15 protein-coding genes are annotated in these 21,339 nt (G+C 38.9%); 7 read left to right on the top strand and 8 right to left on the bottom strand.

The features are described 5' to 3' along the window. Positions 1-75: 75 nt before the first annotated feature. The 3 genes from CH365_RS02545 (at position 76) to CH365_RS02555 (ending at position 5,997) form a co-directional block, all read left to right on the top strand. Positions 76-2,847 (top strand): SpoIIE family protein phosphatase, encoded by a 2,772-nt coding sequence (locus CH365_RS02545; protein WP_100767048.1) that lies wholly within the window; start codon positions 76-78, stop codon positions 2,845-2,847. Between the two features lie 199 nt (positions 2,848-3,046). Beyond that, on the top strand, positions 3,047-4,048 hold the full coding sequence (ilvC, locus tag CH365_RS02550; protein WP_100767049.1) for a ketol-acid reductoisomerase: 1,002 nt from the start codon (positions 3,047-3,049) through the stop codon (positions 4,046-4,048). A gap of 326 nt (positions 4,049-4,374) precedes the next feature. Then, entirely contained in the window at positions 4,375-5,997 is a 1,623-nt protein-coding gene (locus CH365_RS02555) for a caspase family protein (RefSeq protein ID WP_100767050.1), read from the top strand. Between the two features lie 71 nt (positions 5,998-6,068). On the opposite strand, the gene CH365_RS02560 is transcribed toward CH365_RS02555, so the two are convergent. Then, positions 6,069-6,275, bottom strand: a complete 207-nt coding sequence (locus CH365_RS02560) for a hypothetical protein (protein WP_100767051.1) — start codon at positions 6,273-6,275, stop codon at positions 6,069-6,071. A gap of 164 nt (positions 6,276-6,439) precedes the next feature. On the opposite strand from CH365_RS02560, the gene CH365_RS02565 reads away from it, so the two are divergent. From CH365_RS02565 to CH365_RS02575, 3 genes are all read left to right on the top strand, one after another. Then, entirely contained in the window at positions 6,440-6,673 is a 234-nt protein-coding gene (locus CH365_RS02565; protein WP_100767455.1) for a hypothetical protein, read from the top strand. Further along, positions 6,670-8,580, top strand: a complete 1,911-nt coding sequence (locus CH365_RS02570; protein ID WP_100767052.1) for a MutS family DNA mismatch repair protein — start codon at positions 6,670-6,672, stop codon at positions 8,578-8,580. Before CH365_RS02565 ends, CH365_RS02570 begins: the two co-directional genes overlap by 4 nt. 82 nt (positions 8,581-8,662) lie before the next feature. After that, on the top strand, positions 8,663-10,633 hold the full coding sequence (locus tag CH365_RS02575; RefSeq protein ID WP_100767053.1) for an LTA synthase family protein: 1,971 nt from the start codon (positions 8,663-8,665) through the stop codon (positions 10,631-10,633). Here CH365_RS02575 and CH365_RS02580 read toward each other — a convergent pair whose 3' ends face one another. The 6 genes from CH365_RS02580 to CH365_RS02605 form a co-directional block, all read right to left on the bottom strand. Continuing rightward, complete coding sequence (locus CH365_RS02580; RefSeq protein WP_100767054.1) at positions 10,634-12,694, bottom strand: AsmA family protein; 2,061 nt, start codon at positions 12,692-12,694, stop codon at positions 10,634-10,636. 1 nt (position 12,695) lies between these two features. Further along, positions 12,696-13,658: an ABC transporter ATP-binding protein gene (locus tag CH365_RS02585; RefSeq protein ID WP_100767055.1), complete on the bottom strand. Its 963-nt coding sequence runs from the start codon at positions 13,656-13,658 to the stop codon at positions 12,696-12,698. Next, the gene (locus tag CH365_RS02590) at positions 13,655-14,647 is read right to left on the bottom strand and encodes an ABC transporter ATP-binding protein (RefSeq protein ID WP_100767056.1); all 993 of its coding nucleotides are present in this window, start codon (positions 14,645-14,647) and stop codon (positions 13,655-13,657) included. The genes CH365_RS02585 and CH365_RS02590 overlap by 4 nt, the downstream gene beginning before the upstream one ends. Continuing rightward, positions 14,644-15,684, bottom strand: a complete 1,041-nt coding sequence (locus CH365_RS02595; RefSeq protein WP_100767057.1) for an ABC transporter permease subunit — start codon at positions 15,682-15,684, stop codon at positions 14,644-14,646. The genes CH365_RS02590 and CH365_RS02595 overlap by 4 nt, the downstream gene beginning before the upstream one ends. Then, positions 15,681-16,694, bottom strand: a complete 1,014-nt coding sequence (locus CH365_RS02600) for an ABC transporter permease subunit (protein WP_100767058.1) — start codon at positions 16,692-16,694, stop codon at positions 15,681-15,683. The genes CH365_RS02595 and CH365_RS02600 overlap by 4 nt, the downstream gene beginning before the upstream one ends. A 103-nt stretch (positions 16,695-16,797) precedes the next feature. Then, positions 16,798-17,907, bottom strand: a complete 1,110-nt coding sequence (locus CH365_RS02605) for a lipocalin-like domain-containing protein (protein ID WP_100767059.1) — start codon at positions 17,905-17,907, stop codon at positions 16,798-16,800. Positions 17,908-18,085: 178 nt separating this feature from the next. Here CH365_RS02605 and CH365_RS02610 point away from each other — a divergent pair, with 178 nt between their 5' ends. Then, a complete protein-coding gene (locus CH365_RS02610; RefSeq protein WP_100767060.1) occupies positions 18,086-19,069 on the top strand; it encodes a lysophospholipid acyltransferase family protein in 984 nt (327 codons plus the stop codon). On the opposite strand, the gene CH365_RS02615 is transcribed toward CH365_RS02610, so the two are convergent. Then, a complete protein-coding gene (locus CH365_RS02615; RefSeq protein WP_100767061.1) occupies positions 19,070-21,037 on the bottom strand; it encodes a phosphoethanolamine transferase in 1,968 nt (655 codons plus the stop codon). Positions 21,038-21,339: the final 302 nt, after the last annotated feature.

A 21,339-nucleotide genomic window follows, 5' to 3' on the forward strand; every position in this document is an offset into this window, starting at 1 on the left:
TCCGATAAAATTTCCGAACTAGTTTGTATAGAAAAATCTTGAATTCTAAGCACTAGGGATTAGAAAAGTCGCTCCATGGTTTATTTTAACTCATGGGCGATCTCTTCGCTCATCTGTTCCATTTTCACCTTTATTATTTTCGCTTTTTTAGCTGCGTTAAAAAAGAAGGCGAACTATACGAGCGCGTTCTCTTATCTTTTCCTTTTCGTTTTTTTGATTAACTTCGGGTTCTTCTTCTCTGCGATTCTTCCTTTTCCGGAAGCGTCTTATCATAGACTAGTTACAGGACCGGCGGCTGTATTCGGTACGATTTTCCTTTGTATATTTGCGTACTTATATCCTAGAAATGATCATCCTAAGGAAGCAAAGTATGTGATTGGATCATTACTCGGGATTTCTTCAATTACGATCTCTTATTCATATTATCAGATATTTACGAATAAGCCGTTATTCGATTTTACGGGACAAATATACAATTACCAACAAAAGGTGGGCAATCTGCTTGCGGTTTCCTTACTCGCTTTCCTTCTTGTCATGATACTTATCCAGGTCCGAAAAATTATCAGAGCGGATAAGGAAGAAAGAAAAGCTTTAGTGCAGATGTCCCTAGGAATGGATGTCACCTACTTAGTTCCAGTGGTTTCCAATCTTTTGTTTAGATCGGGTGTAATCACTTTTAACGCGTTCCAACAATTGTACGTTGGTTTTATGATCTTAGGATATTTTACTCTAACTATATTATTTATTAATAATACTGTAGATAAAACTTCTTTTATGACCAAAATTATCGGAATTACTGTGGCGACCTGTTTAGTTTTTGCTCAGGCATTTTCTACAGTCGTAAATCTAAAAAACGAGTCCTTATTCGATGAGATTAGTATTAAGGAAGCGCAAACCTTTTTGAATACAGGAAAATCGGAAGGTTCTTCGATTGCATACGCTGTTTCTTTAGGAGATTCTTCTAATAAACCGAAGGTTTTGATAAAATCTGCTGGTTTAGAACCGAATTTGAATCTGGCCCAGAAGGAAATTTTAGAAAATAAAAAGTCCGGTAATTTCCTGAAAAGAACTCCCATCACTAATCTTCCAAAAACAAGTTCCGAAGATTACGTACCTTCTCCCAATGATCTATTCTATTCATATTATCTTAGGGACGAGGTAGGGGAAAGAACTCTGCTCGTTGCTTTTCCATATTTGCATTATAGAAAGTTTTTGGATGAAACAAATAGCTGGTTAGTGTTCTTAACTCTTTCACTTGTATTTGTAATCTTAGTTTTGTTTCCGTTCTTCTTCAATCGAAGTTTAGTGCGACCTTTGAATACTTTGATCCGAGGAGTGGGAGAAGTAAATTTAGGAAATCTTACGATACGAATTCCCGTACTCGTACAGGATGAAATTGGATATCTTTCCGAATCTTTTAATAAGATGGTGGGAAGCATACTAGAAGGAAGAACAAAGTTAGAAGAATACGCGGACACCTTGGAAGAAAAGGTGGATGCTCGCACAAAAGAAGTGACTGAAAAAATGGAAGAGATCCAGTCGCTTAAGGTGCAGCAAGATGGAGATTATTTTTTAACTTCTCTTTTGAGTAAACCTTTGATGACGAATTGGAATCGCTCCTCTTCGGTTACGACTAACTTCTATATCGAACAAAAGAAAAAATTCGTTTTTAAGAATAAAGAATCCGAGATAGGCGGCGATATTTGTATCAGCGGAAACCTTTTATTCGGTTCTGAAAAGGAAAGATGGTCCGTCTTCCTAAACGGGGACGCGATGGGAAAATCCATGCAAGGTGCAGGAGGGGCCATCGTTCTTGGAACGGCTATGAACAATATCATGGCAAGATCCGCAAGCCAGGGGAAAGTCCTGAATATTTCTCCGGAAGATTGGGTGAGAGAAGCTTACCGAGAGTTAGATGATATTTTTAGAACCTTCGACGGTGTGATGATGGCTTCTGCCATTCTCGGACTAATCAACGAAAGAACCGGAAAGATGTTTTATTTTAATGCCGAACATCCGTGGGCAGTACTTCTCCGGGATGGAAAAGCTTCTTTTTTAGAAAGAGAATTAACTTTACGTAAACTAGGCTCTCCTTCCGAAATGAGCTTTCGAATTTTGGAATTCGATCTTAGGCCCGGGGATATTCTTTACGTAGGTTCGGATGGAAGAGACGATATCAATCTAACCGAAGACGGAGTAAATTGGAATATGAACTCCGATGAGAACATGTTTCTGAAAACCGTAGAGGATTCCAAAGGTGATCTGGATCATTTAGTGGATCGTATCCATAGTTTAGGTGCATTATCTGACGACCTTTCTTTGATACGCATCGGGTTTCATGAAAAACTTTCTCCAAATATTACGGAATCCAAAGCCGGCATACCTGAGTCTGTATTAAGAAAATATACCGAAGCCAAAGCGTTATTGCAACAGAGGGAGATTGGAACTGCAGTTGTATTATTGGAAGAAGCATTACATTCTGTTCCTTCTTTCAAAGCAGCCGCGAGATTATTGGGACAAGTGTATTATGACCGAAAAGAATATGACCCTTCTTCTCGTTGGTTTGAAAAATATTTAGAGTTCGATTCGGATTCTCCGAATATCTGGTTCTTACTTTCCGTATGTTATAAACATTTAAAAGAATATGCAAAGTCTAGCCACGCAGCGGAGAAGGTCCGTAGTTCCCAACCTCATCGTCTCGCGAACCTAATCAATCTAACGGATAATTACAGGCTATTAGGTCGTTTCGACGAGGCACGTTCGGTCCTTGAAGCTGCAGAGTCCATAGATGGAGAAAGTCCAGGAGTCAGAAAGCTAGACGAACTCCTGAAATCGAAGGGCTACTAAAACAAATTTAGATTGTGGAATCGGCCATTTCACAATGTTTTGTAAAAACGACCTTTAGAAATCGGTTCGACTCCCGTTTTCAAAGCGGCTGCCCGTCCTCCGAGCTACAAAAATTCGAGATCTAGCCTTAGGCATTAAGTCTCATTCCAAAGCGCAGGGTATCTAAAGGTTTCAAAGGTAGAATTCGAGGTACCATACAATGGCCAATTTATACTACGATAAAGACACGGATCTTTCCGTATTAAAAGGAAAGACCATCGCCGTAATCGGATACGGAAGCCAAGGTCACGCACAAGCTCAGAACATGAAAGATTCCGGGCTGAAAGTTATCATCGGTCTGAAAGAAGGATCCAAATCCAAAAAAGAAGCGGAAGAAGCAGGTTTTGAAGTATTCTCCGTTTCCGAAGCCGCTAAAAAAGCGGACATTATTCAAATCCTAGCTCCGGACGAAATCCAAGCTGATATTTATAAAGCGGATATCGAGCCGAATCTAAAAGACGGAGACGCATTAGTTTTCTCTCATGGATTCAATATCCATTTCGAATTCATCCAACCTCCTAAAACCGTAGACGTTTACATGGTAGCTCCAAAAGGACCAGGACATTTGGTTCGTAGAGTATATGTAGAAGGCGGTGGAGTTCCTTGTTTGATCGCTGTAAACCAAGATGCAACTGGAACAGCAAAACAAAGGGCACTAGCTCACGCAGCTGGAGTAGGTGGAGGAAGAGCAGGAATCCTAGAAACTTCTTTTAGAGAAGAGACTGAAACGGATCTTTTCGGAGAACAAGTAGTTCTTTGTGGTGGTCTTTCCAACCTAATCATGGCTGGATTCGAAACTCTTACCGAAGCAGGTTACGATCCTGAGATCGCTTACTTCGAGTGTTTACACGAAGTTAAATTGATCACCGACCTGATCTACGAAGGTGGATTGGCTCGTATGCGTTATTCCATTTCTGGAACTGCGGAATACGGAGACTACGTTTCCGGACCTCGCATCATTGATGCAGGTGTTAAAGCTCGTATGAAGGACGTTCTGAACGATATCCAAAAAGCAAACGGTTCTAAGTTTGCAAAAGCTTGGATCGCAGAAACCAAAGCGGGTTATCCTGAGTTCAATAAGATGAGAGAGAAAAACGCAGGACATCCTATCGAGGATGTAGGTAAAAAATTACGCAGCATGATGAAATGGCTGAGTAAATAATAAAATCCTAATACTGGATATTAAAAGGCCGGAATTTTCCGGCCTTTTTTATTTAACCGCCTTAACATATTTTTCTCACCCCTTATGTAACTAAAAAAATCCCTAAAAATTAATGGTTGTTCGAAAACCCGGCGGAAAGCCCCGAATCATCTTGGAAATTTCTTGCCCGAAACTCTAAAATCGTTCTAAGTTTGGAAAAAAAATCGGAAAACCTCAGGTCATACGTCCTGTACTCGCTCTAGGAAGGTATCTATCTTTAGGGCAAAAAAATAATGACAAAGCCTAGCTTTTTGCTATTTTGAGACACCCAAGCCAGGAGGCTCTGATTGAAATCCTTAATTTCCATAATCGGAATTTCCCTCTTTTTGTTTTCCACCGATGTGTTCGCGCAGAAAAGGTTAGGCCTTATCTTCGGATCCAACTATAAAGGAAACAAAGCCGGAATTCCTGAGTTAAATCTTTGTGAGGCGGATGCCAAATATCTACACGATGAGATCAAGCGTGTAGGAAAATTCGACGAGATCAAAATTGTTTTGGGTAAAGATGTAACCAAAGACAATATTCAGAAAGAAATTAAGGCTCTTGCTTCTAAAGCAAAAGCGGATGATACAGTATTTCTTTATTTCTCCGGTCACGGCGCTTTTCAAAGGGATGAAAAAGCTAAAAACGGAATGAGAAACCTGATCATCTGTTATGATAGGCCTCACCTTTCCGACGATGAGTTGAACGATTATCTAGAAGCTATTAAATCTCCTAAAACAGTTTTCGTTTTCGATTGCTGTTTCTCCGGAGGGATTGCTAAAAAAGGAAAGGCAACCAGAGGTTCTGCGAACGTTCCAATTCCGGAAGGAAGTGATGGAACAGTTAAACAAGACTCTCAGGACTTTTTCTTCCAAGACAAGGCGATCATTTCCAGTGCGGATGATAACCAAACTGCAATCGAAGTAGGCGGAACAATCAATCATGGGATCTTTACGTATAATTTCGGAAAGGCCCTTTCTAGTGGAGACTTAAACCAGGACAATGTGATCACTGCCCTCGAAGCATTCTTTGCTTCTAAAGACGAAACAGTCAATATGGCTAAAAAGTACGATCACGAACAAGTGCCTCAGATTTCGGGTAACGCGTCGGGTATCTTCTTAGCGGGAGAAAAAAAACCTGATCCTCCAAAACCTGTCGAGCCTGTAAAACCTCCTGTAAATCCTACTCCAGTTCCGGATGTTCAACCTCCTAAGCCTGAGCCTGAAACTCCTGTTGTTACTAACGAAGAGCCTCCAGTTGTTCCTACTAATCTAAAAGGTGATCTGGTAATCAAAACAACAATTATCCAAGATAGAGCATATGCCGTGTCTGACCTTCCTCCGGAGATCCGTATAACCTCTGGTAAGAAGAGAGTGGGAAATCGTTCTATCAGAGTACTCATCGACGATAAGGAAGTGGATAAGACGATCGCGACCGAATCTTCCAATTATTGGGGCGCGACTAAGAGAATGGGAAAACTAACCCCAGGCGCGACTTATACCTTAACTGTCAAAGGGGTACCTGCCGGAGTTCATAAGGTAACCATCCAAGCGGATGATTACCCCGAAGTTCAAAAAACCCAGGCAGTTCTTCCTAATAAAAGAAACGATCTGGAAGTTGTGACTTCTATGACAGGTTATGGAGCGATCCGAGGAAAAGTATTTTACAGAACCTTGGATAACCCTGTGATCAATCAGCCGATCTTTATGCCTACTGTTACAAGCGTAACAGGTATCAATAAACTAAATACTGATCAAAATGGTAACTTCTGGTTTACAAACTTGAAACCGGGAGAGTACGAGATCAAGGCTACCTTTGCAGAAGATCTGAATTTGAATAATGCTGATATTAAGGTGAGAGAGGGAGAAGTAACGGAAGTGGATATTATCCTGAACGTGAAACTTCCTTCAACTAAGACTAAATATTAAAAAATTAGAATATTTATTTTCAGGAGAGCCTCTCGAGAATTCGAGGGGCTTTTTTGTTCCTGGTTTGGGTTTTAATCTTTTTGGAAACTATTCCATTGTTTGGAATTGATTCTTCTTTTGCGAATTTCGACTAGGATTTTCATTTGTCTTCTATCCAACAAATTTCCTGCCTTTAAACCGAACTCCGGTAAAGCGGTATCATTTGTAAGGTTTGCAAAGGTTTTTCCGATTTTTGCGAAGGAACTCCGTAGATCCGGATCCATTTCGGGATATATCATAAATCGCCTCCGTGCGACCCCATTCGGGAAAAAAGGGAGAAAGTTCCGGGTTTTCCATCCTTGGAAAGGAAGCTTTCTCCCAAACTGTACTTCGGGACTTTGCGAAAATACTTGAGATATTTTTTTTCTTGTACGAAAAGAAAGTGCGCAGTAAATTTGGTAAAATGCAGATCCGTCTGGAAAATAGGACTGGCAAAAGATCGGGAAGATTCGTCGTATACGAGTACGGCACGGATCTATTCGGTTACGTCTATGTGGACAAATTTTTGGGCCGCGATAGAGGCAAAATGGTTTCCAGATGGTTAATGCAAGATGTCGGTTCTTTGGTCCGCCTTTTGGACCATGAAATATACAAAAGAGAGACCGAAAACTACGAGAACGTCACTTTAGCGGTATGAACGCCCTAAACAGGGTCCGTCGACTTGGATCCGAAATTTCCCGCCTTGGCAGGATTATCCAAAAGGAAGAATCTGCCCTTTCTCTTTTATCCACTTTTAGAATACTTTCCTTTTTATTTTTTATTTCCTGGATCATGGGAGTTTATCTCGTTCGTACTCTTTCTGATCTATATTATTTACCCTCGATCCTTATCTTAGCAGTCTTCTATCGATTACTTTCTGCGTACCAAAAAAGGAGGGAGAAGATCCGAAGATTAAATGTCTGGTCTGATTTTCTGACAGCTCAGATCTCCCGGATCCAATTGGATGGAAAACATTATCCAAAATCCAAGAGGGAATATTATAAAAATCTTGTATTAGAGACTGGACTTCCCTCATGGACCAAGGATCTGGATTTTTTAGGGGAGAAGGGGATCTTCTCTAGAATAGACACAACAGTTATACAAAAGGGAACTTCCAAATTTTTAGAATACTTTTTAGAAACTCCTGAAGAATCCAAAGTAATCGCAAGACAATCCGCGGTGTTTGGTCTTTCAAGAAGAGAAAGGGTACTACAAAAATTACTCAGACAATTTAGGTTGTACGAGGCTTCTTTTCCGGCTAGAAGAGAAGGAGAAGAAGAAAAACTTCCTTCTTACATCCCCAAGATCGGGAATTTACAACCGGAACGTTCCGAAAAGAATAAGATAGATTTTCCATTTAATTTATTTGAAGAAGAACCGAATGATTTTTGGAAATTTTCTTTTGGAAATGTAGCCGGAGTTCTTAGAGTTCTATTTCCTGTTTGGTTAGTTCTTGTTTGGGTTTTAGTATTAGGAAGTTTTTTATTCGGACAAACCTGGGGATTCGGAATATTCATCCTGCATTCCGCCTTTTTCGGATCGTACAGAAATAGATCTTTAAAGATGTTACAACCTATCGCAGAAGACTCTGAAACATTGGAGGAATTAGGAAAACTTCTGCTCTATATCCGTTCTTCAAATCTATCCGGAACAAAAGGAGAAGTTTTTCTTTCCAATTGGAAAAAGAAGGAATTAAAAAACTCTTGGAAACAATTTCTTAAAATTTCCAATCTTGCTGCTTATACACAGTCTCCTCTAGCTCATGCTTTTTTGAATATTTTATTTTTCTTCGATCTTTGGATCTGGAGAAGGTACACATCTTGGTGGAATAAGGATGGAGCCTCCCTAAAAGCATCTATGTCGGATCTTGCTGAGTTGGATTCTTTGCTTCCACTTGCAAACTTGAGCTGGATAGAACCAGATTTTACATTTCCTAGATTAGAAAAATCGAATGTAACAATCCATGCAAAGGATTTGGTTCATCCATTGATCCCTTCCGAAAAAAGGGTGTCGAATGATCTGGAGCCTATGCAACCAGGGAAACTTCTTCTTTTGACCGGATCGAATATGTCCGGAAAAACCACTTACTTAAGAGCGTTGGGAATTTCCGGAATATTTGCAATGGCAGGGGGACCGGTACCTGCTTCCGAATTTATAACTCCTATCTTAGAAGTACATTCCAGTATCCGAAACGAAGACTCTGTAGAAGAAGGGATCTCTTTCTTTTATGCAGAAGTCAGACGTTTGGGAAGAATATTACAAGATGTTAAAAATTCCGCAAAAGGCAGATTAGTCTTGTTAGATGAGATTCTAAAGGGTACGAATTCTAGAGAAAGGACAATCGCCTGTAAAGGGATCTTAAAAAAGTTAAGGCAGTACGGAGTGTTTGGGATCATTACCACTCATGATCTGGAATTGGCCGACTTGCCTGAGCTTTCTTTGTTTCATTTCAGAGAAGAAATCGAGAACGGCAAAATGACTTTCGATTATAAGATCAGATCAGGAATAGTCCAGTCCAGTAACGCCCTGGAAGTTTTAAGATTAGAAGGTTTGGACTTGGACTAAAATCCGACTTTGGTTGGCAGCCGGTATCTCTCTTTTTTGTCTTGCCCGACAGGCTCTTTAAAATTCTAATCAATTGGAAAAGATGAAACGTTTACCAAGCAATCTTAAATTGATCGGCGGATACGCCATCTACTTTGTTCTCATTCTAATTCTTTATAAAGCGGCTTTTCTTTGGGTGTATTCCTATAGATTAGAAGGCGCAGAAACCAAGGATATTTTATGGGCGATCTTGGTAGGACTTAGGTTCGATATTTCAGTCATTGGAATGATCTTAGGGCCATTCGCTTTTCTTTCTTGCCTTCCATATTTAAATCGTTTTAAGTTTTTTAATTTTTTCTGGGGATATTTTCCGATTCTGATCAGCGTTTGGATGCTTTCGCATTTAATCGCGGATATAGTTTATTTCGAGAATGCCAATAAACATATAGGATATGAAGGTTTTGTATTTATAGGAAAGGATATGGGGGTGATCTTAAAGTCAGCCTTTGAACAGAATCCTTTTTTGGCTGTAGTGGCTTCTCTTTTAATTTTGGTGTTTTTGCCACTATCTACTTATTTTTTCTTAAAATTTAATCCATACAAACACGAACCTGAATCTTGGAAAAGGGATAGTATTCTATCATTCGTTGTTTTGATAATTGTTGTTTTTGCGATCCGAGGAGGAATTCAAGAAACTCCTTTAAGAGCGAGTAATGCGATTGTTTCAGGACATTCCTTTGTAAATAATATTGCATTGAATGGTGTATTCACTTCTATCATGGATTTGAAAAGCCAGTCCATTCCGAATTATCTGAAGTTGGAAACCAAGGAATCGGTTCGTATCGTCAGAGAAGAGATTTCTTATGAGGGTGCGGAATTTATCGGAAAAAAATATCCTTTATTAAGAAAACAGAAACAAACCAATAACGGAAAACCTCCGAATATTGTTTTAATTCTTCTGGAAAACTGGACCGGAAAATTTATAGATCCGATCAGTGATGGAAAAGTTTTCGGAAAAGAACTCACTCCTAATTTTAATAAACTTTTAAGAAAAGGAAGATTTTATACCAGGTTTTTTGCCTCAGGTGGAAGAACTACTAACGGTATGATGTCTATCCTGACCGGTCTGCCCGATCGACCTGGATTGACTGTGGTAAGGACTCACCAAGTGTTGGGAAATTTTTCCGGGATAGGAAATATTTTTAAGCGTATGGGATACGACACCTTCTTCGTAACCGGTGGAGATCTAAGTTTTGATAATAAAGCTACTCTAATGCCTCATTGGGGATTCGATTCTGTTCTAGGCGAAAAAGAAATATCTAAGTTGAACAGATTTAAGATTGGAGCCTGGGGTTATGACGACGCGGATGTACTTCAGGTACTGCATGAAAAAATTTCGGAATCCAAAAAACCTTTTTTGGGAGTTTCTTTAACCTTATCCACACATTATCCGTACCGTGCCCCGGATCCTAAGTTCAGGATCTTTAAAGAAGACGAAAGAGACTTCGAATATCTGAATGTGTATCATTATGCGGATTGGGCAGTTAGGGATTTTATGGACCGGGCCGAAAAATCCAAATATTTCGATAATACAATCTTTATATTCGTGGCTGACCATACTCATCATCGTTATTTGGATTATTATGAAGATAGAAATATTCCGTTTTTAATATATTCTCCCGGAAAAATATTACCTGCAATCGATGAGAGAGATGCTTCTCAATTGGATGTGATTCCTACGATATTGAGCCTTGTAGGAAAAGAGGCATACTTCTCTGCTATGGGAAGAAATTTGTTAGCTCCTAAAAAGACAGAGTCCGCGTACTTTGCTTACGGAAATCTGATCGGTTGGATCGAGTCGGATTTATTCTATATCCATTTCGTGGATGGAAATCGTAATTTAAAATATTCCGCAAAAGGTCCACGGGAAGAAGTAAATCTTTGCGATACTCAACCTAAGATTTGCGAGTCACATTTCAATAAGGCAAGAGCGTTTTTGAATCTAAGCCATGAATTGATGAATCAGAATTTGGTATTTCCGACTAAGGAAGAATTGGAAAGAAAAGAATATTAATTATTTTTCTTTTTGTTTTTTGTCCGAGTCCGAACTGCTTCCGCCGAATAGACCGGTAACACCATCCCAAAGGTCTCGGACATATTCTCCAATCACGGACCCTGCCACACCACCTGCGTAAGGTCCACCTAAAGGGATGAGATAAGGTCCTAACAATGTCATACCTGTATACACGCTACCGAGCCAAATAGGATCCACATAGGGTATACTTTTTCCGAATGTTCCGGCATAGATAATTGGAATATGTAAACCTTTACCGATGTATTTTCCACCTAAACGAAGATGGAGTCTCATATCAATTTTCTGATCGAAACCAACGGTTCCTTTTCCATCCACATCCATTCCGCTGTTCTCGATTTCCAGCTTCATGTTGGGGAAATACATTTCGTTACCTGAAATTTTTACATCGGATTTAAGAGATACAAATTTCAATTCTCTTCCATCTACACCCTTGAACGCGATAATTTTACCTAGGGTGTTTAGAACTGGAACCATGAAGTTTGCGTAACCGACTAACTCTCCGTTTTTGATCGTGATATTTCCGATTCCTTTCATGTTTGCGAAAAGTTCCGTCACTGAATCCCTGGAATGATTTCTGATCTGTGTTTCAAAGGAGAACCAGCTAGATAGTTCTCCTTCCATAATTTTTTCGGACAAGTAAGGAAGAAGAACCTTATCCACTTGGAGTCTATGCGCGTCTCCTTCTACTTCTATCTTAGGGATATCGGGATATATTTTGGCTTTTCCTAATATTTCGCCATTATAGATATACGCATGGAAATTCGGGATAGAAAGCAGTGGATCCACATACTTTGCTTCCATTTTGATATGAGCGAATCTATGTTTGAATGCGAAAATATTATTTAATTCTCCTGTAAAATAGAAGATACCTGGCGGAGAATTCGGATCGTAAAGATCTTCTCGGACCTGGAATAATTTTCCAAGTTTTAAAAGATTATGATAATCTCCGTAGTCTGCTTTGATATCGAACTGGCCTAAACTTCTATTTTTCCAGTTCACACTTCCTTTTGCGGTGGCTTTTGCTACCCCTTCCCAAACTGCTTCTATAAAAGGAAAAGCTATCTTTTTATTGATTAAGTCCAGATCGAAGTCTACATTCAATCTGATATTTCCGAAAGGAAGTCCTCCTTTATATGCAAGATCTTTAATCTGGTTTCGCACCTTGAATTTGAAGATGGTGCCTTCTTCCTTTAGTATTTCCGTTCGGCCTGAAAGTTTTGTTTTGGAGAAATCGCCTGCCGGGAATATGTGGAATAGATCTCTTAGCAAAGAAAGCGACAATTCTTCCGTTTTTAAGATTGCACTAAATTGTAATTTTTCCCAATTTATAGGGAAGTTTTGCAAACCACCCGTCATTTCTAGATCAATGGGTTGATCGTCTATTCTGCCCTGAAATAAAAGATCCACATCCTTTCCGTAAAAAGAAACGGAGACCTGGGACTTTTTGAAATACACAATATATTTTCTGTCGTGACTTTGTTCGTTGTATTCTAATGTGAAATTATCTATTTCGATATTTTTCAGACTGATCGCAAAAAAGTCTTCGGTAGAAAATCCGATCCGAGAATTAACGTCATCCAAAAGTTCTTTTACGTTACTCTTTTGTTCCGTTTCCTTCTTCTTTCCATTCAAATATTCTACTATGTCGAAAGATCCGTCCTTTCTTCTTTCTAAGTGAAGGGATCCTCCGTTGATGGAAATATCTCGAATCTCTATCACTCTTTTGATAAGACCAAACCAGGAAATATCTATATCTACTTTATCGCTGACAGCAATTAATACATTGTCTTTTCGGATTTCGATTTGATTTAGCTCGATACCAGGAAAAGGAAGAAGATACAGATCCGAATCTGCAACTTTAATGTCCAAACCTGTGGAACTTCTGAGGCGGTCTAGTATAAATTCTTTATAAACGTCTTTTCTTTGAGAGAAAGGAATATAAACGACCAGTACGAATAATAATACAAAAAACCCGAGCGCGGAAATATAACGGATCTTATTCTCTTCTAAGTACCGATTGACTACATCCCAGGAACGCATCTTATTTTCCGTCCGGAAAATGACAATAGGACTTATGACCTTCGCCTAGATCCTTCCATTCCGGTGTTTTTTCCGAACAGATTTCTTTTGCGATTGGACAACGAGTATGGAAATGGCAACCATTAGGTTTTCTTAAAATACTAGGCACTTCCCCTTGTAGCGGAGTTTTTCGAACTTTACGATTTTCTACTTCGAATATAGCTCCGAATAGGGCCTTTGTATAAGGATGAGAAGGTTTTTCTGCGATTTGGGTTTTGGTGCCTATCTCTACGATTTTTCCCAAATACATGACTGCAATTTTGTCTGAGATGGATTTTACGATTCCCAAGTCATGAGAGATAAATAAATAGGAAAGTCCGAAATCCGCTTTCAGTTTTTGTAATAGAAGAAGTACTTGAGCCTGGTTGGATACGTCCAAAGCGGAGACAGCTTCATCAAAAAGTATAAATTCAGGTTTTAAGATCAAAGCCCTTGCAATCGCTATTCTTTGTCTTTGTCCTCCGGAAAATTCATGAGGATATCTGCTTAGGATATCCGGAGCTAATCCTACTTTTTCAAGGATTTCTGCGGCTTCTTTCTCCGCCTGTTCATCTGTATAATTTTCGTGGATAAAAAGTCCCTCGGTCAAAATATCCTTAATATTCCTTCTCGGATTTAAAGAAGAATAAGGATCTTGGAATACGATCTGGATCTGCTTTCTGAGAGGCAAAAATTCTTTTTCTTTTAGATCTAAGATCTCATTTCCCTTGAAAAATATGGAACCGGAATCTGATTTGAGAAGTTTGAGTATTGCTCTGCCTAAAGTGGATTTCCCGCAGCCGGATTCTCCAACTAAGCTGAATGTTTCTCCTTCTTCCATTTCTAGGTTTACATCTTCTACCGCTTTGATTACGGATTTTCTTGTGCCGAAAAAACTTTCTTTTCCGTAGCTTACGTTCAGATCTTTAATTTCTAAAAGTTTCATCCCGCGAGCTCCTTCTTCTCATTTAAGAAACATGCGGAAAGGTGTCCGGATTCATTTGTATTTTTTAATATAGGCTTTGTTGTTTTACAGTGAGAAAATACAAAATCGCATCTATCCGAGTAATGACAACCTTTAGGATAATTTCCCGGAGAAGGTAATCTGCCTTCTATCGGTTTAAAAATCCCTGTCTCGGAAAAATGAGAAGGTAAAGAATCCAAAAGATCTTTTGTATAAGGATGATTCGGTTCGTCCAAAACCTGGTCCACTGTTCCCAACTCGGCGATCCTTCCCGCATATAATACGCAGATCCGGTCAGCGATATGACTGACCAAACCGAAATCGTGAGAGATGAATAATACGGATAAGTTCATCTGTTCTTTCAGTTTCAGTAGGAGTTCCACCAATTGAGCCTGGACTGTAACGTCCAAAGCGGAAGTAGGTTCATCTGCGATCAATAATTCCGGATCGCACATCAATGCCATCCCGATCCCGACCCTTTGTAAGATCCCGCCACTTAACTGATGAGGATAACAATTCATCCTTAATTTTATGTCTGTAATTCCGACTGCTCCTAGAAGATATTCGGCTTTATCTTCCGCTTCTTTACGGGTCCCGAGTCCATGTTCTAAAAATCCTTCCGTCATTTGATCTTTTATTTTACTCAAAGGATTTAAAGCGGAGAAGGGTTCCTGAAAGACGTATGAGATTTTTTTTCCTCGGATCCTTCTTAAAGTTTCGAAGTCTGTTTGAAGAAGGTCCGTTCCTTGGAATAAAACTTTTCCATTCGAGTATCTGAAAGATTCGCGAGGAAGTAATTTTGTGATTGCGGCGGAGCATACAGATTTTCCACAACCGGATTCTCCTACGAGAGCAAGAACTTCTCCCTTACGGATCTCGAAGTTAATCTCTTCTAATAATGGTACGAACTTTCCTTCTTTGGAAAGTTCTAAATTCAAGTTGGATACTTGGAGAATAGCTTCCGAATTCATTCGTACGTTACCTTCTCCTTAGAATCAAAAGAATCACGTATACCTTCTCCTATAAAAGAAGAAAGTAGAATCGTTGCAGCCAAAGATAAAGATGGAAAAGCGATCAACCACCAAGCTCTGAGATTGTCTCTTCCTTGGCTAATCATCTCGCCCCAAGAAGGATTCGGTGCGGGAATTCCATAACCTAAAAAGTCTAGAGCGCTTAGGATGGAGATCGAACTAATGAGTGCAAAAGGTAAGAAGGTCACAAGTGGAGTGATCGCATTCGGGAGAATATGATTTTTCATGATACTCCAAGAGCTAGCACCTAACGCTTTTGCAGCGTCCACGTATGTGAGAGACTTGGATCTGTAAAATTCTCCTCTCATATACATGCTGATCCCGATCCAACTCAATGCGGAATAAGTGATACCTAATACGATAAATCCTCTTCCGAAAAAAGAACCCATAATAAGGATCAAATATAAGAACGGGATGGCAGATAAAATTTCTATGATCCTTTGCAAAATGATATCAGTTCTTCTTCCGTAATATCCTTGGATCCCTCCTATGATTGTTCCGAAAATAAATTCTATAAATACTAGAATAAGTCCGAAACTCATGGAATTTCTATAGGCATAAAAGATCCGAGTGAACACGTCTCTACCCCTGTCATCCGTTCCGAGCCAATGTTTTAGACTAGGAGAAGAAGGTGGATTTTCATCGTCTTCGATAGTTTCTAAATTATCTTCGTTGTATCCGTAAGGGACCGGAGGAAATAAGATCCAGTTATCATCGTCTTCTTCGAAATCTTCCCTAAATTTTAATTTTTTATAATTTATAGGAGAATATTCCGACCCGCCAAAATCCTTATCAGTGTAACGAAAGAAGATGGGAAATTTCCAAGAATCATCATATGAAACGATCCAAGGTTGGTTGTTTGCAAGTATAGGAGCAAATAAAGAAATGATATAAGAGGTTCCTAAAATCCAAAGAGAGATCCAGGCCTTTGTATTGGATCTGAACTTTTCGAATCTTCTTTTAGTTAGAGAGTTCATGCTTCGAAGTTGATCCTAGGGTCGATGATAATGTAACAAAGGTCGGAGAGAATGTTTCCGATTAGGGACAGAAAACTTTGGATGAGTAAAAGTCCCATCATCAGATTGGTATCCCTTTCCGTCACAGCTTGGAAACTGAGCAGTCCAATTCCATCTATACTGAATACCAACTCGATAATCAAAGATCCTGCTAAAACCAAACTTAGATTGGAACCGAATCCTGTCGCGATCGGGATCAAACTGTTTCTAAACGCATGTTTGTAAATTGCATCTTTAAAAGATAAACCTTTGGAAATCGCGGTTCTCACATATTCTTTAGAGATTTGATCCAAGAGGGAGTTTTTCATCAAAAGAGTAAGCATCGCAAAAGAACCGGAAACATAACAAAGCACCGGTAAGAACATATGCTCTGCTCTATCTATGATCTTTTCGAAAAAATCTAGATCATCGTAATTGTCCGAATATTCGTGGCCTAGAGGAAATATGGAAAATACTTCTCCCGAAGAAAGCAGATATAATAATAACATGGAAAGAGCAAATACGGGGATGGAATATGCAATCAAAATGATTATACTTGTACCGCTATCGAATGCTTCTCCGCTTTGGATCGCTTTACGAATTCCTAATGGAATGCAGATCAAATAAGAAATCAAAAATCCGGAAAGACCGAATGTGAGAGAAACGGGGATTTTTTCGAAAATCAGTTCGTTTACGGGACGAGAATGTAATCTAGATTCTCCCAGATCTAAACTTGCCACATCCCATAGCCAGTACAAGTAAGCTACCGGAAGCGGTTTGTCCAAACGAAGTTTTTGTTTTAGGATATCTATTTCTTCGTTATTGATCAGGGAGGATCTGGCCCCGTCTTCGTTTCCATACCCTCTTAATTTTGCGATCTCTCTCTCTAAGGGACCACCTGGGGCCAAATGGGATAGAATAAATACCAGGAAAGTAATTCCTAGTATTGTGGGAACGATCAGAAGGATCCTTTTTAAAAAATAATTTTTCATTCGGATTAAAGTCCGTTATTAATCGCAACCCACTTTGGGCATCGAACAATTTTCCATACTGTTTGTCAGGGATAAAGGTTTTTTCTCCGGCATAAATGAGCAATTAACGGAAAGGTTTTAGCTCCAGATAACCTTTTCCTTTTACTGATTTTCCTTCGATATCTCCACCGACTTTGACAGCGCCTTCCCAATAAATTAGTCCAGTGCTAGATCTTGCGTCGAACTCCTGCTCTTCAAATTTGGGCGAGATATTCAAATTAAATCGTTCAGAAATTAATTTCCATCGTAATTTGTAAGAATTCCCTGTTTGGTCACTTTTCCAGGTCTTATCTTCCGGGATAAATTTCAGATCGTTCTCATTTTCTAAAGAACTTACTTTTCCGTCGGGAGAGCGGAAGGTTCCGAAGGTTTCAATATCTCCCGATCTATTCTTAAAATTGAAGGCCATAATATCGGAACCGTCTTCCATTTGGATACAAATCCAATCCCAGGAAATATCCTTGGAGGAAAGATCGAACACGGCTTCGGTACCTTCTGGGCTACTCCATTCATGGTCCATCCAGCTTGTACCGGATTTAACATGATATTCTTTTCCTTCCAGATATAGAGAGCCCTTAGTTTCTAAACGAGGAATGCTGTAATAATAAGAGAAAAATTTAGGGTTCTTTCTGCTCTTGAGCGATTTTCCGTTTTTGCCGTGAGTGAGAATATTCTTTGCCTTGGTGCTAAGTTCTAATTCCAAACCGAAACCAGAATCTGTTCTCGGGAAAGCAGAGATCCTAAAATCCGCGGGACCAGTGACTTCCATACGATAATCCCCGCTCCATAAGTTACTTTTGTCTTGGCCGGCTACACCACCCAATTCTCTTTCTATTGTTTGAGAGAACTTATGTTTTTCATCTTCCAGATCCGAGATCGCAAAATGGACTGGGTATAATGCAACTTTAGGCCCAAGGTAGGCTCGGAAGAAGCTTAACTCATATCCTAATTCTTTACCTTCTTCCGTATCTAAGATCCCTATAAAATAACACCATTCCACTCTATATCCTTTATGGAAAAAATGATCTTGGGGAAATTTAAAACCATCGGTTTTAGGAGCGGCGAATCCGTTTCCGCTCGAGAGAACGAACATAGATGAGAACAGAACTAAAGCTAGGATTCCGGAGAATCTACCGGGTCTTGTGACTCTATTTGTTATAAATCGGAAGGGCATATATCGTCCTTTTCATTCTTTCGGAAAAAGTCCTGAGAAATTAGACCCGACCATGGTTTCTTTTCCTTTTTAAGTATTCAATCGATTCGTTTTTTTATTTTTATATTCGGAGAAGATTTTAAAATTTGGAATAAGACGGGAGATCTTCGGATCTGTTTTATACACGGGATTATAGTTTATGGCGAATCCTAAGCCCAGAAGCGAAAGACAAAAAGTCAAAAAATTCCTGCAGTATTTATTCGCGAGAATATTAGTAGGTACTCTTTCCATTTTCCCTTATGTCCTTAGGGGAAAGATCCTATTTTATATCGTTAGATTCCTGGCCAAAACGACAGGTGCTACAAGAAAAAGGATCGAAAGACATATTCGGACTGCATTTCCTCAAAAGTCGGAATCGGAAATACAAGATTATATTTTTCATAATCTCAGAAATCTTTCCCATATGGCAAATGAGTTCTGTGAAGAACCTAGAATGAACAGAAAGTTTATAGATAAATGGGTAACCTTCTTGCCGGATAAAGAAACTCATACTCGCCTTTTCGAAAAAGGTGGAATTTTGGTTTTAGGTCATTTGGGAAATTGGGAAACAATGGGAGTTTCTATCTGTTATACGGCTCCTAAAAACGATCTATATGTATTCGCGAAAAGGCAATCCAATCCTTGGTCAAACGCTTGGATTGAAAAGAACAGAGCTTCTCAAAGGATCAAACTGGTCTACACGGATGAAAGTCCAAGAAAGGCATTAACTTTATTGAAACAAGGAAAGTTAGTCGCTTTTATCTCGGATCAGGATGCAGGCAATACCGGATCCTTCTTTCCTTTTTTAGGGAACCTGGCTTCCACATTCTTAGGGCCTGCAACATTCTCCAGAATGACTGATGTACCGATTTTATTCTGCAGTAGCTGGTACGATAAGACCGGAAAATTATATTTTTATGTAGAAGAATTCAAAAGACCGGATCTGGATCCTAGAAAGGATCCAGAATTATGGGAGAGAGAATTCACTCATAAATGGGTAAAACGTTTGGAAGAAGAAGTCTATAAACATCCAGGTGATTATTTCTGGTTACATAGACGTTGGCATACCAAACCGGAAAACAAAGAGGAATTAGATAAGTTCTGGAAAGAATTTAAACCTTCTTCCGAAAGATCTAAGGTTTGATCAGAACGCTGCAGGCTTAGAGGAATTTCTTTTTAGCTCCGCAGTTTCTAAATCTGCTTCCGAGGTTTGGTACGGTAAACCTTGGGAAGTGAATAATTCCACACAAACTCCGCAGTCTTTTACCGCTTCTCTAAAATGAATCTTATTCTCTTCGCTTGCATCCACCCATAGGTCTTTTAACTCTTTCGGATCTTTAGAAAGATCGAATAGACGTTCCTTGGAAGGATTAGAATTCATGTTCATTATATAATGATAATTTCCCTTGATATAACTGATCCCAACTTTATACAAAGAGATCTCGTTATTATTTGTGATAATGATCCTACGATCACCGTAAATATCTCTGAGCAAGGATTTTCCTTCCAGATTCGCGGTATATTTTTTAATCGCAGTATTGTTTTCCAGATTTAGAATATCTATGAAAGTTGGGATAAGATCCGTATTTGCTACAGGTCTTTCCGTGTTCCTTCTGATTGCTTGTAGATTCACGGATTCTTTCAGAGAATTTGGTATGTATACCAACATCGGAATCGCAACGGTCTCTACGTAGTTACTATCAATATGTCCTAGATAATCATGCTCAAAAAGAGATTCTCCATGATCGGAAGTAAAGATCACCACTGTATTTTCTAAGAAGCCTTCTTTTTTCAGGTAAGCGTATACATCTTCCAAAAGAGAATCCATGTGGCGAACGGAATTATCGTACTGGTCAGGTACTGAATCGACTGCGAAAAACTTGGATTCTTCCGGAACTATGTATGGAAAGTGATTCGTGTTAAAGTGCAAAACTCCGGCAAATTTTTTACCTGAGGTTTTAAATCCGGAAAGATGTCTTTTGAATTCTTTTACCGTTTCCCTATCATCAATCCCAATATCATTGAATACTTTTAAGCCGCTTTTTTCTTTATCCCAAAGGAAATCGATCTCTGAATTTTTGAAAAATCCTTCGAAGTTGTTCCATTGTAAATTATGACTAGTGATATAGAAGGTCGAAAGTCCTGCAGATTTTCCATACTCCCAGAACAATGGATACGTATGCGTCATCGGAACAGGTTGAGATGGAGAAACCCCGGTTAATATACTTGGAAAAGATAAAAGAGTAGAACTGGAATTTGAATACGCCTTTTTGAATAGGAAGTATTGGCTGCGATCCGCTGTCTGAGCGAATTTGGACATGAAAGGAGTTGTGTTTCTTTCGTAACCGTATACACCTAAACTTCCTTTCCGCAAACTTTCAGTTACTACGAAAAGAACATTAAATCCTGGATTAGAAACTATCTGAGGAAGTCTTGGCTTGTTCCTGGATTGCAAACCTGCAGATCCTAAACTATCTCCGGTTAGGTGATTGTATAAGTTTCTCCAAACGAATGCGATCGTATTTGTATCTGAAACATATACTTGATCATTGAATCTGGTATTATTGTGGAGGAATCCACTAATCGCTAAGAATACGATTACCACTCCGATTCGCACTGGTATTTGGAATCTATACTTTAATGGTTCCTTGGTCGCAGTGAACCAAAGTGAAGCACCTAACACGGTGAAGGTAAGAAGTCCAAAAACTAAAGAAGATTTGGTAAATCCTCCTTCTACGATTGTCCAACTGTTCAAAGGTTCATGGAATATAAAAGAGAACACGAAAAAATTAGGCATGATCCCGGTATACGAATAGTAACCGTAGGAACCTAATAATGTTCCTGTATAAAAAGATAATATAAGTAAGAATACAATATAGTACGTTATTTTATATTTCTGTTGGTATAAAATTCTGAGAAGAATAATCGCCGCAGAATACAAAATTACTGAATAGATGAATGAGAGAAAATAAAATGCCCATTGCAAGGGTTTGAACGTAGGCAATATCTCGTCTCTGACAATAATGTCTGAAATAAGTATTACTGCGGGTAGAACCCAGACGGAGTAACGGGAGAATATCTCTAGTATATTTTTTTTATTTATAGTTCCCATCTTTATCCAAAATTCCTAAGGATATGTAATTCGTCAATTACACCAAATCTATTATACCTTCTCAATTCTTAAAAAGAAAGTTATAAAAAATGAATATTAGACCGATGTTCAGTTGAGATCAAGATCGATTCTGATTCATTCTTCTAAGTTTTAAATAGAACGAATCCAATAAAAAAATATTAAGATTCAATCTCAATCAGATGCGAGGAGTTAGACGTTCTTGGTAAAAGGATCGTTTTACTTTTTAAAAGAGTATGGCAGTAGATAATTAGAAGTTTTAAAAATATTTAGATTCATTTTCG

It is taken from the genome of Leptospira neocaledonica (assembly GCF_002812205.1).
GTDB classification, from domain to species: Bacteria; Spirochaetota; Leptospiria; order Leptospirales; family Leptospiraceae; genus Leptospira_B; species Leptospira_B neocaledonica.

What these genes read in the sequence shown, in the direction of transcription:
- CH365_RS02595 (WP_100767057.1), bottom strand. Translation starts at nt 15,684, where the DNA reads ATGAACTCTCTAACTAAAAGAAGATTCGAAAAGTTCAGATCCAATACA.
- CH365_RS02545 (WP_100767048.1), top strand. Translation starts at nt 76, where the DNA reads ATGGTTTATTTTAACTCATGGGCGATCTCTTCGCTCATCTGTTCCATT.
- CH365_RS02580 (WP_100767054.1), bottom strand. Translation starts at nt 12,694, where the DNA reads ATGCGTTCCTGGGATGTAGTCAATCGGTACTTAGAAGAGAATAAGATC.
- CH365_RS02585 (WP_100767055.1), bottom strand. Translation starts at nt 13,658, where the DNA reads ATGAAACTTTTAGAAATTAAAGATCTGAACGTAAGCTACGGAAAAGAA.
- CH365_RS02570 (WP_100767052.1), top strand. Translation starts at nt 6,670, where the DNA reads ATGAACGCCCTAAACAGGGTCCGTCGACTTGGATCCGAAATTTCCCGC.
- CH365_RS02575 (WP_100767053.1), top strand. Translation starts at nt 8,663, where the DNA reads ATGAAACGTTTACCAAGCAATCTTAAATTGATCGGCGGATACGCCATC.
- CH365_RS02590 (WP_100767056.1), bottom strand. Translation starts at nt 14,647, where the DNA reads ATGAATTCGGAAGCTATTCTCCAAGTATCCAACTTGAATTTAGAACTT.
- CH365_RS02600 (WP_100767058.1), bottom strand. Translation starts at nt 16,694, where the DNA reads ATGAAAAATTATTTTTTAAAAAGGATCCTTCTGATCGTTCCCACAATA.
- CH365_RS02615 (WP_100767061.1), bottom strand. Translation starts at nt 21,037, where the DNA reads ATGGGAACTATAAATAAAAAAAATATACTAGAGATATTCTCCCGTTAC.
- CH365_RS02560 (WP_100767051.1), bottom strand. Translation starts at nt 6,275, where the DNA reads ATGATATATCCCGAAATGGATCCGGATCTACGGAGTTCCTTCGCAAAA.
- ilvC (WP_100767049.1), top strand. Translation starts at nt 3,047, where the DNA reads ATGGCCAATTTATACTACGATAAAGACACGGATCTTTCCGTATTAAAA.
- CH365_RS02565 (WP_100767455.1), top strand. Translation starts at nt 6,440, where the DNA reads ATGCAGATCCGTCTGGAAAATAGGACTGGCAAAAGATCGGGAAGATTC.
- CH365_RS02610 (WP_100767060.1), top strand. Translation starts at nt 18,086, where the DNA reads ATGGCGAATCCTAAGCCCAGAAGCGAAAGACAAAAAGTCAAAAAATTC.
- CH365_RS02605 (WP_100767059.1), bottom strand. Translation starts at nt 17,907, where the DNA reads ATGCCCTTCCGATTTATAACAAATAGAGTCACAAGACCCGGTAGATTC.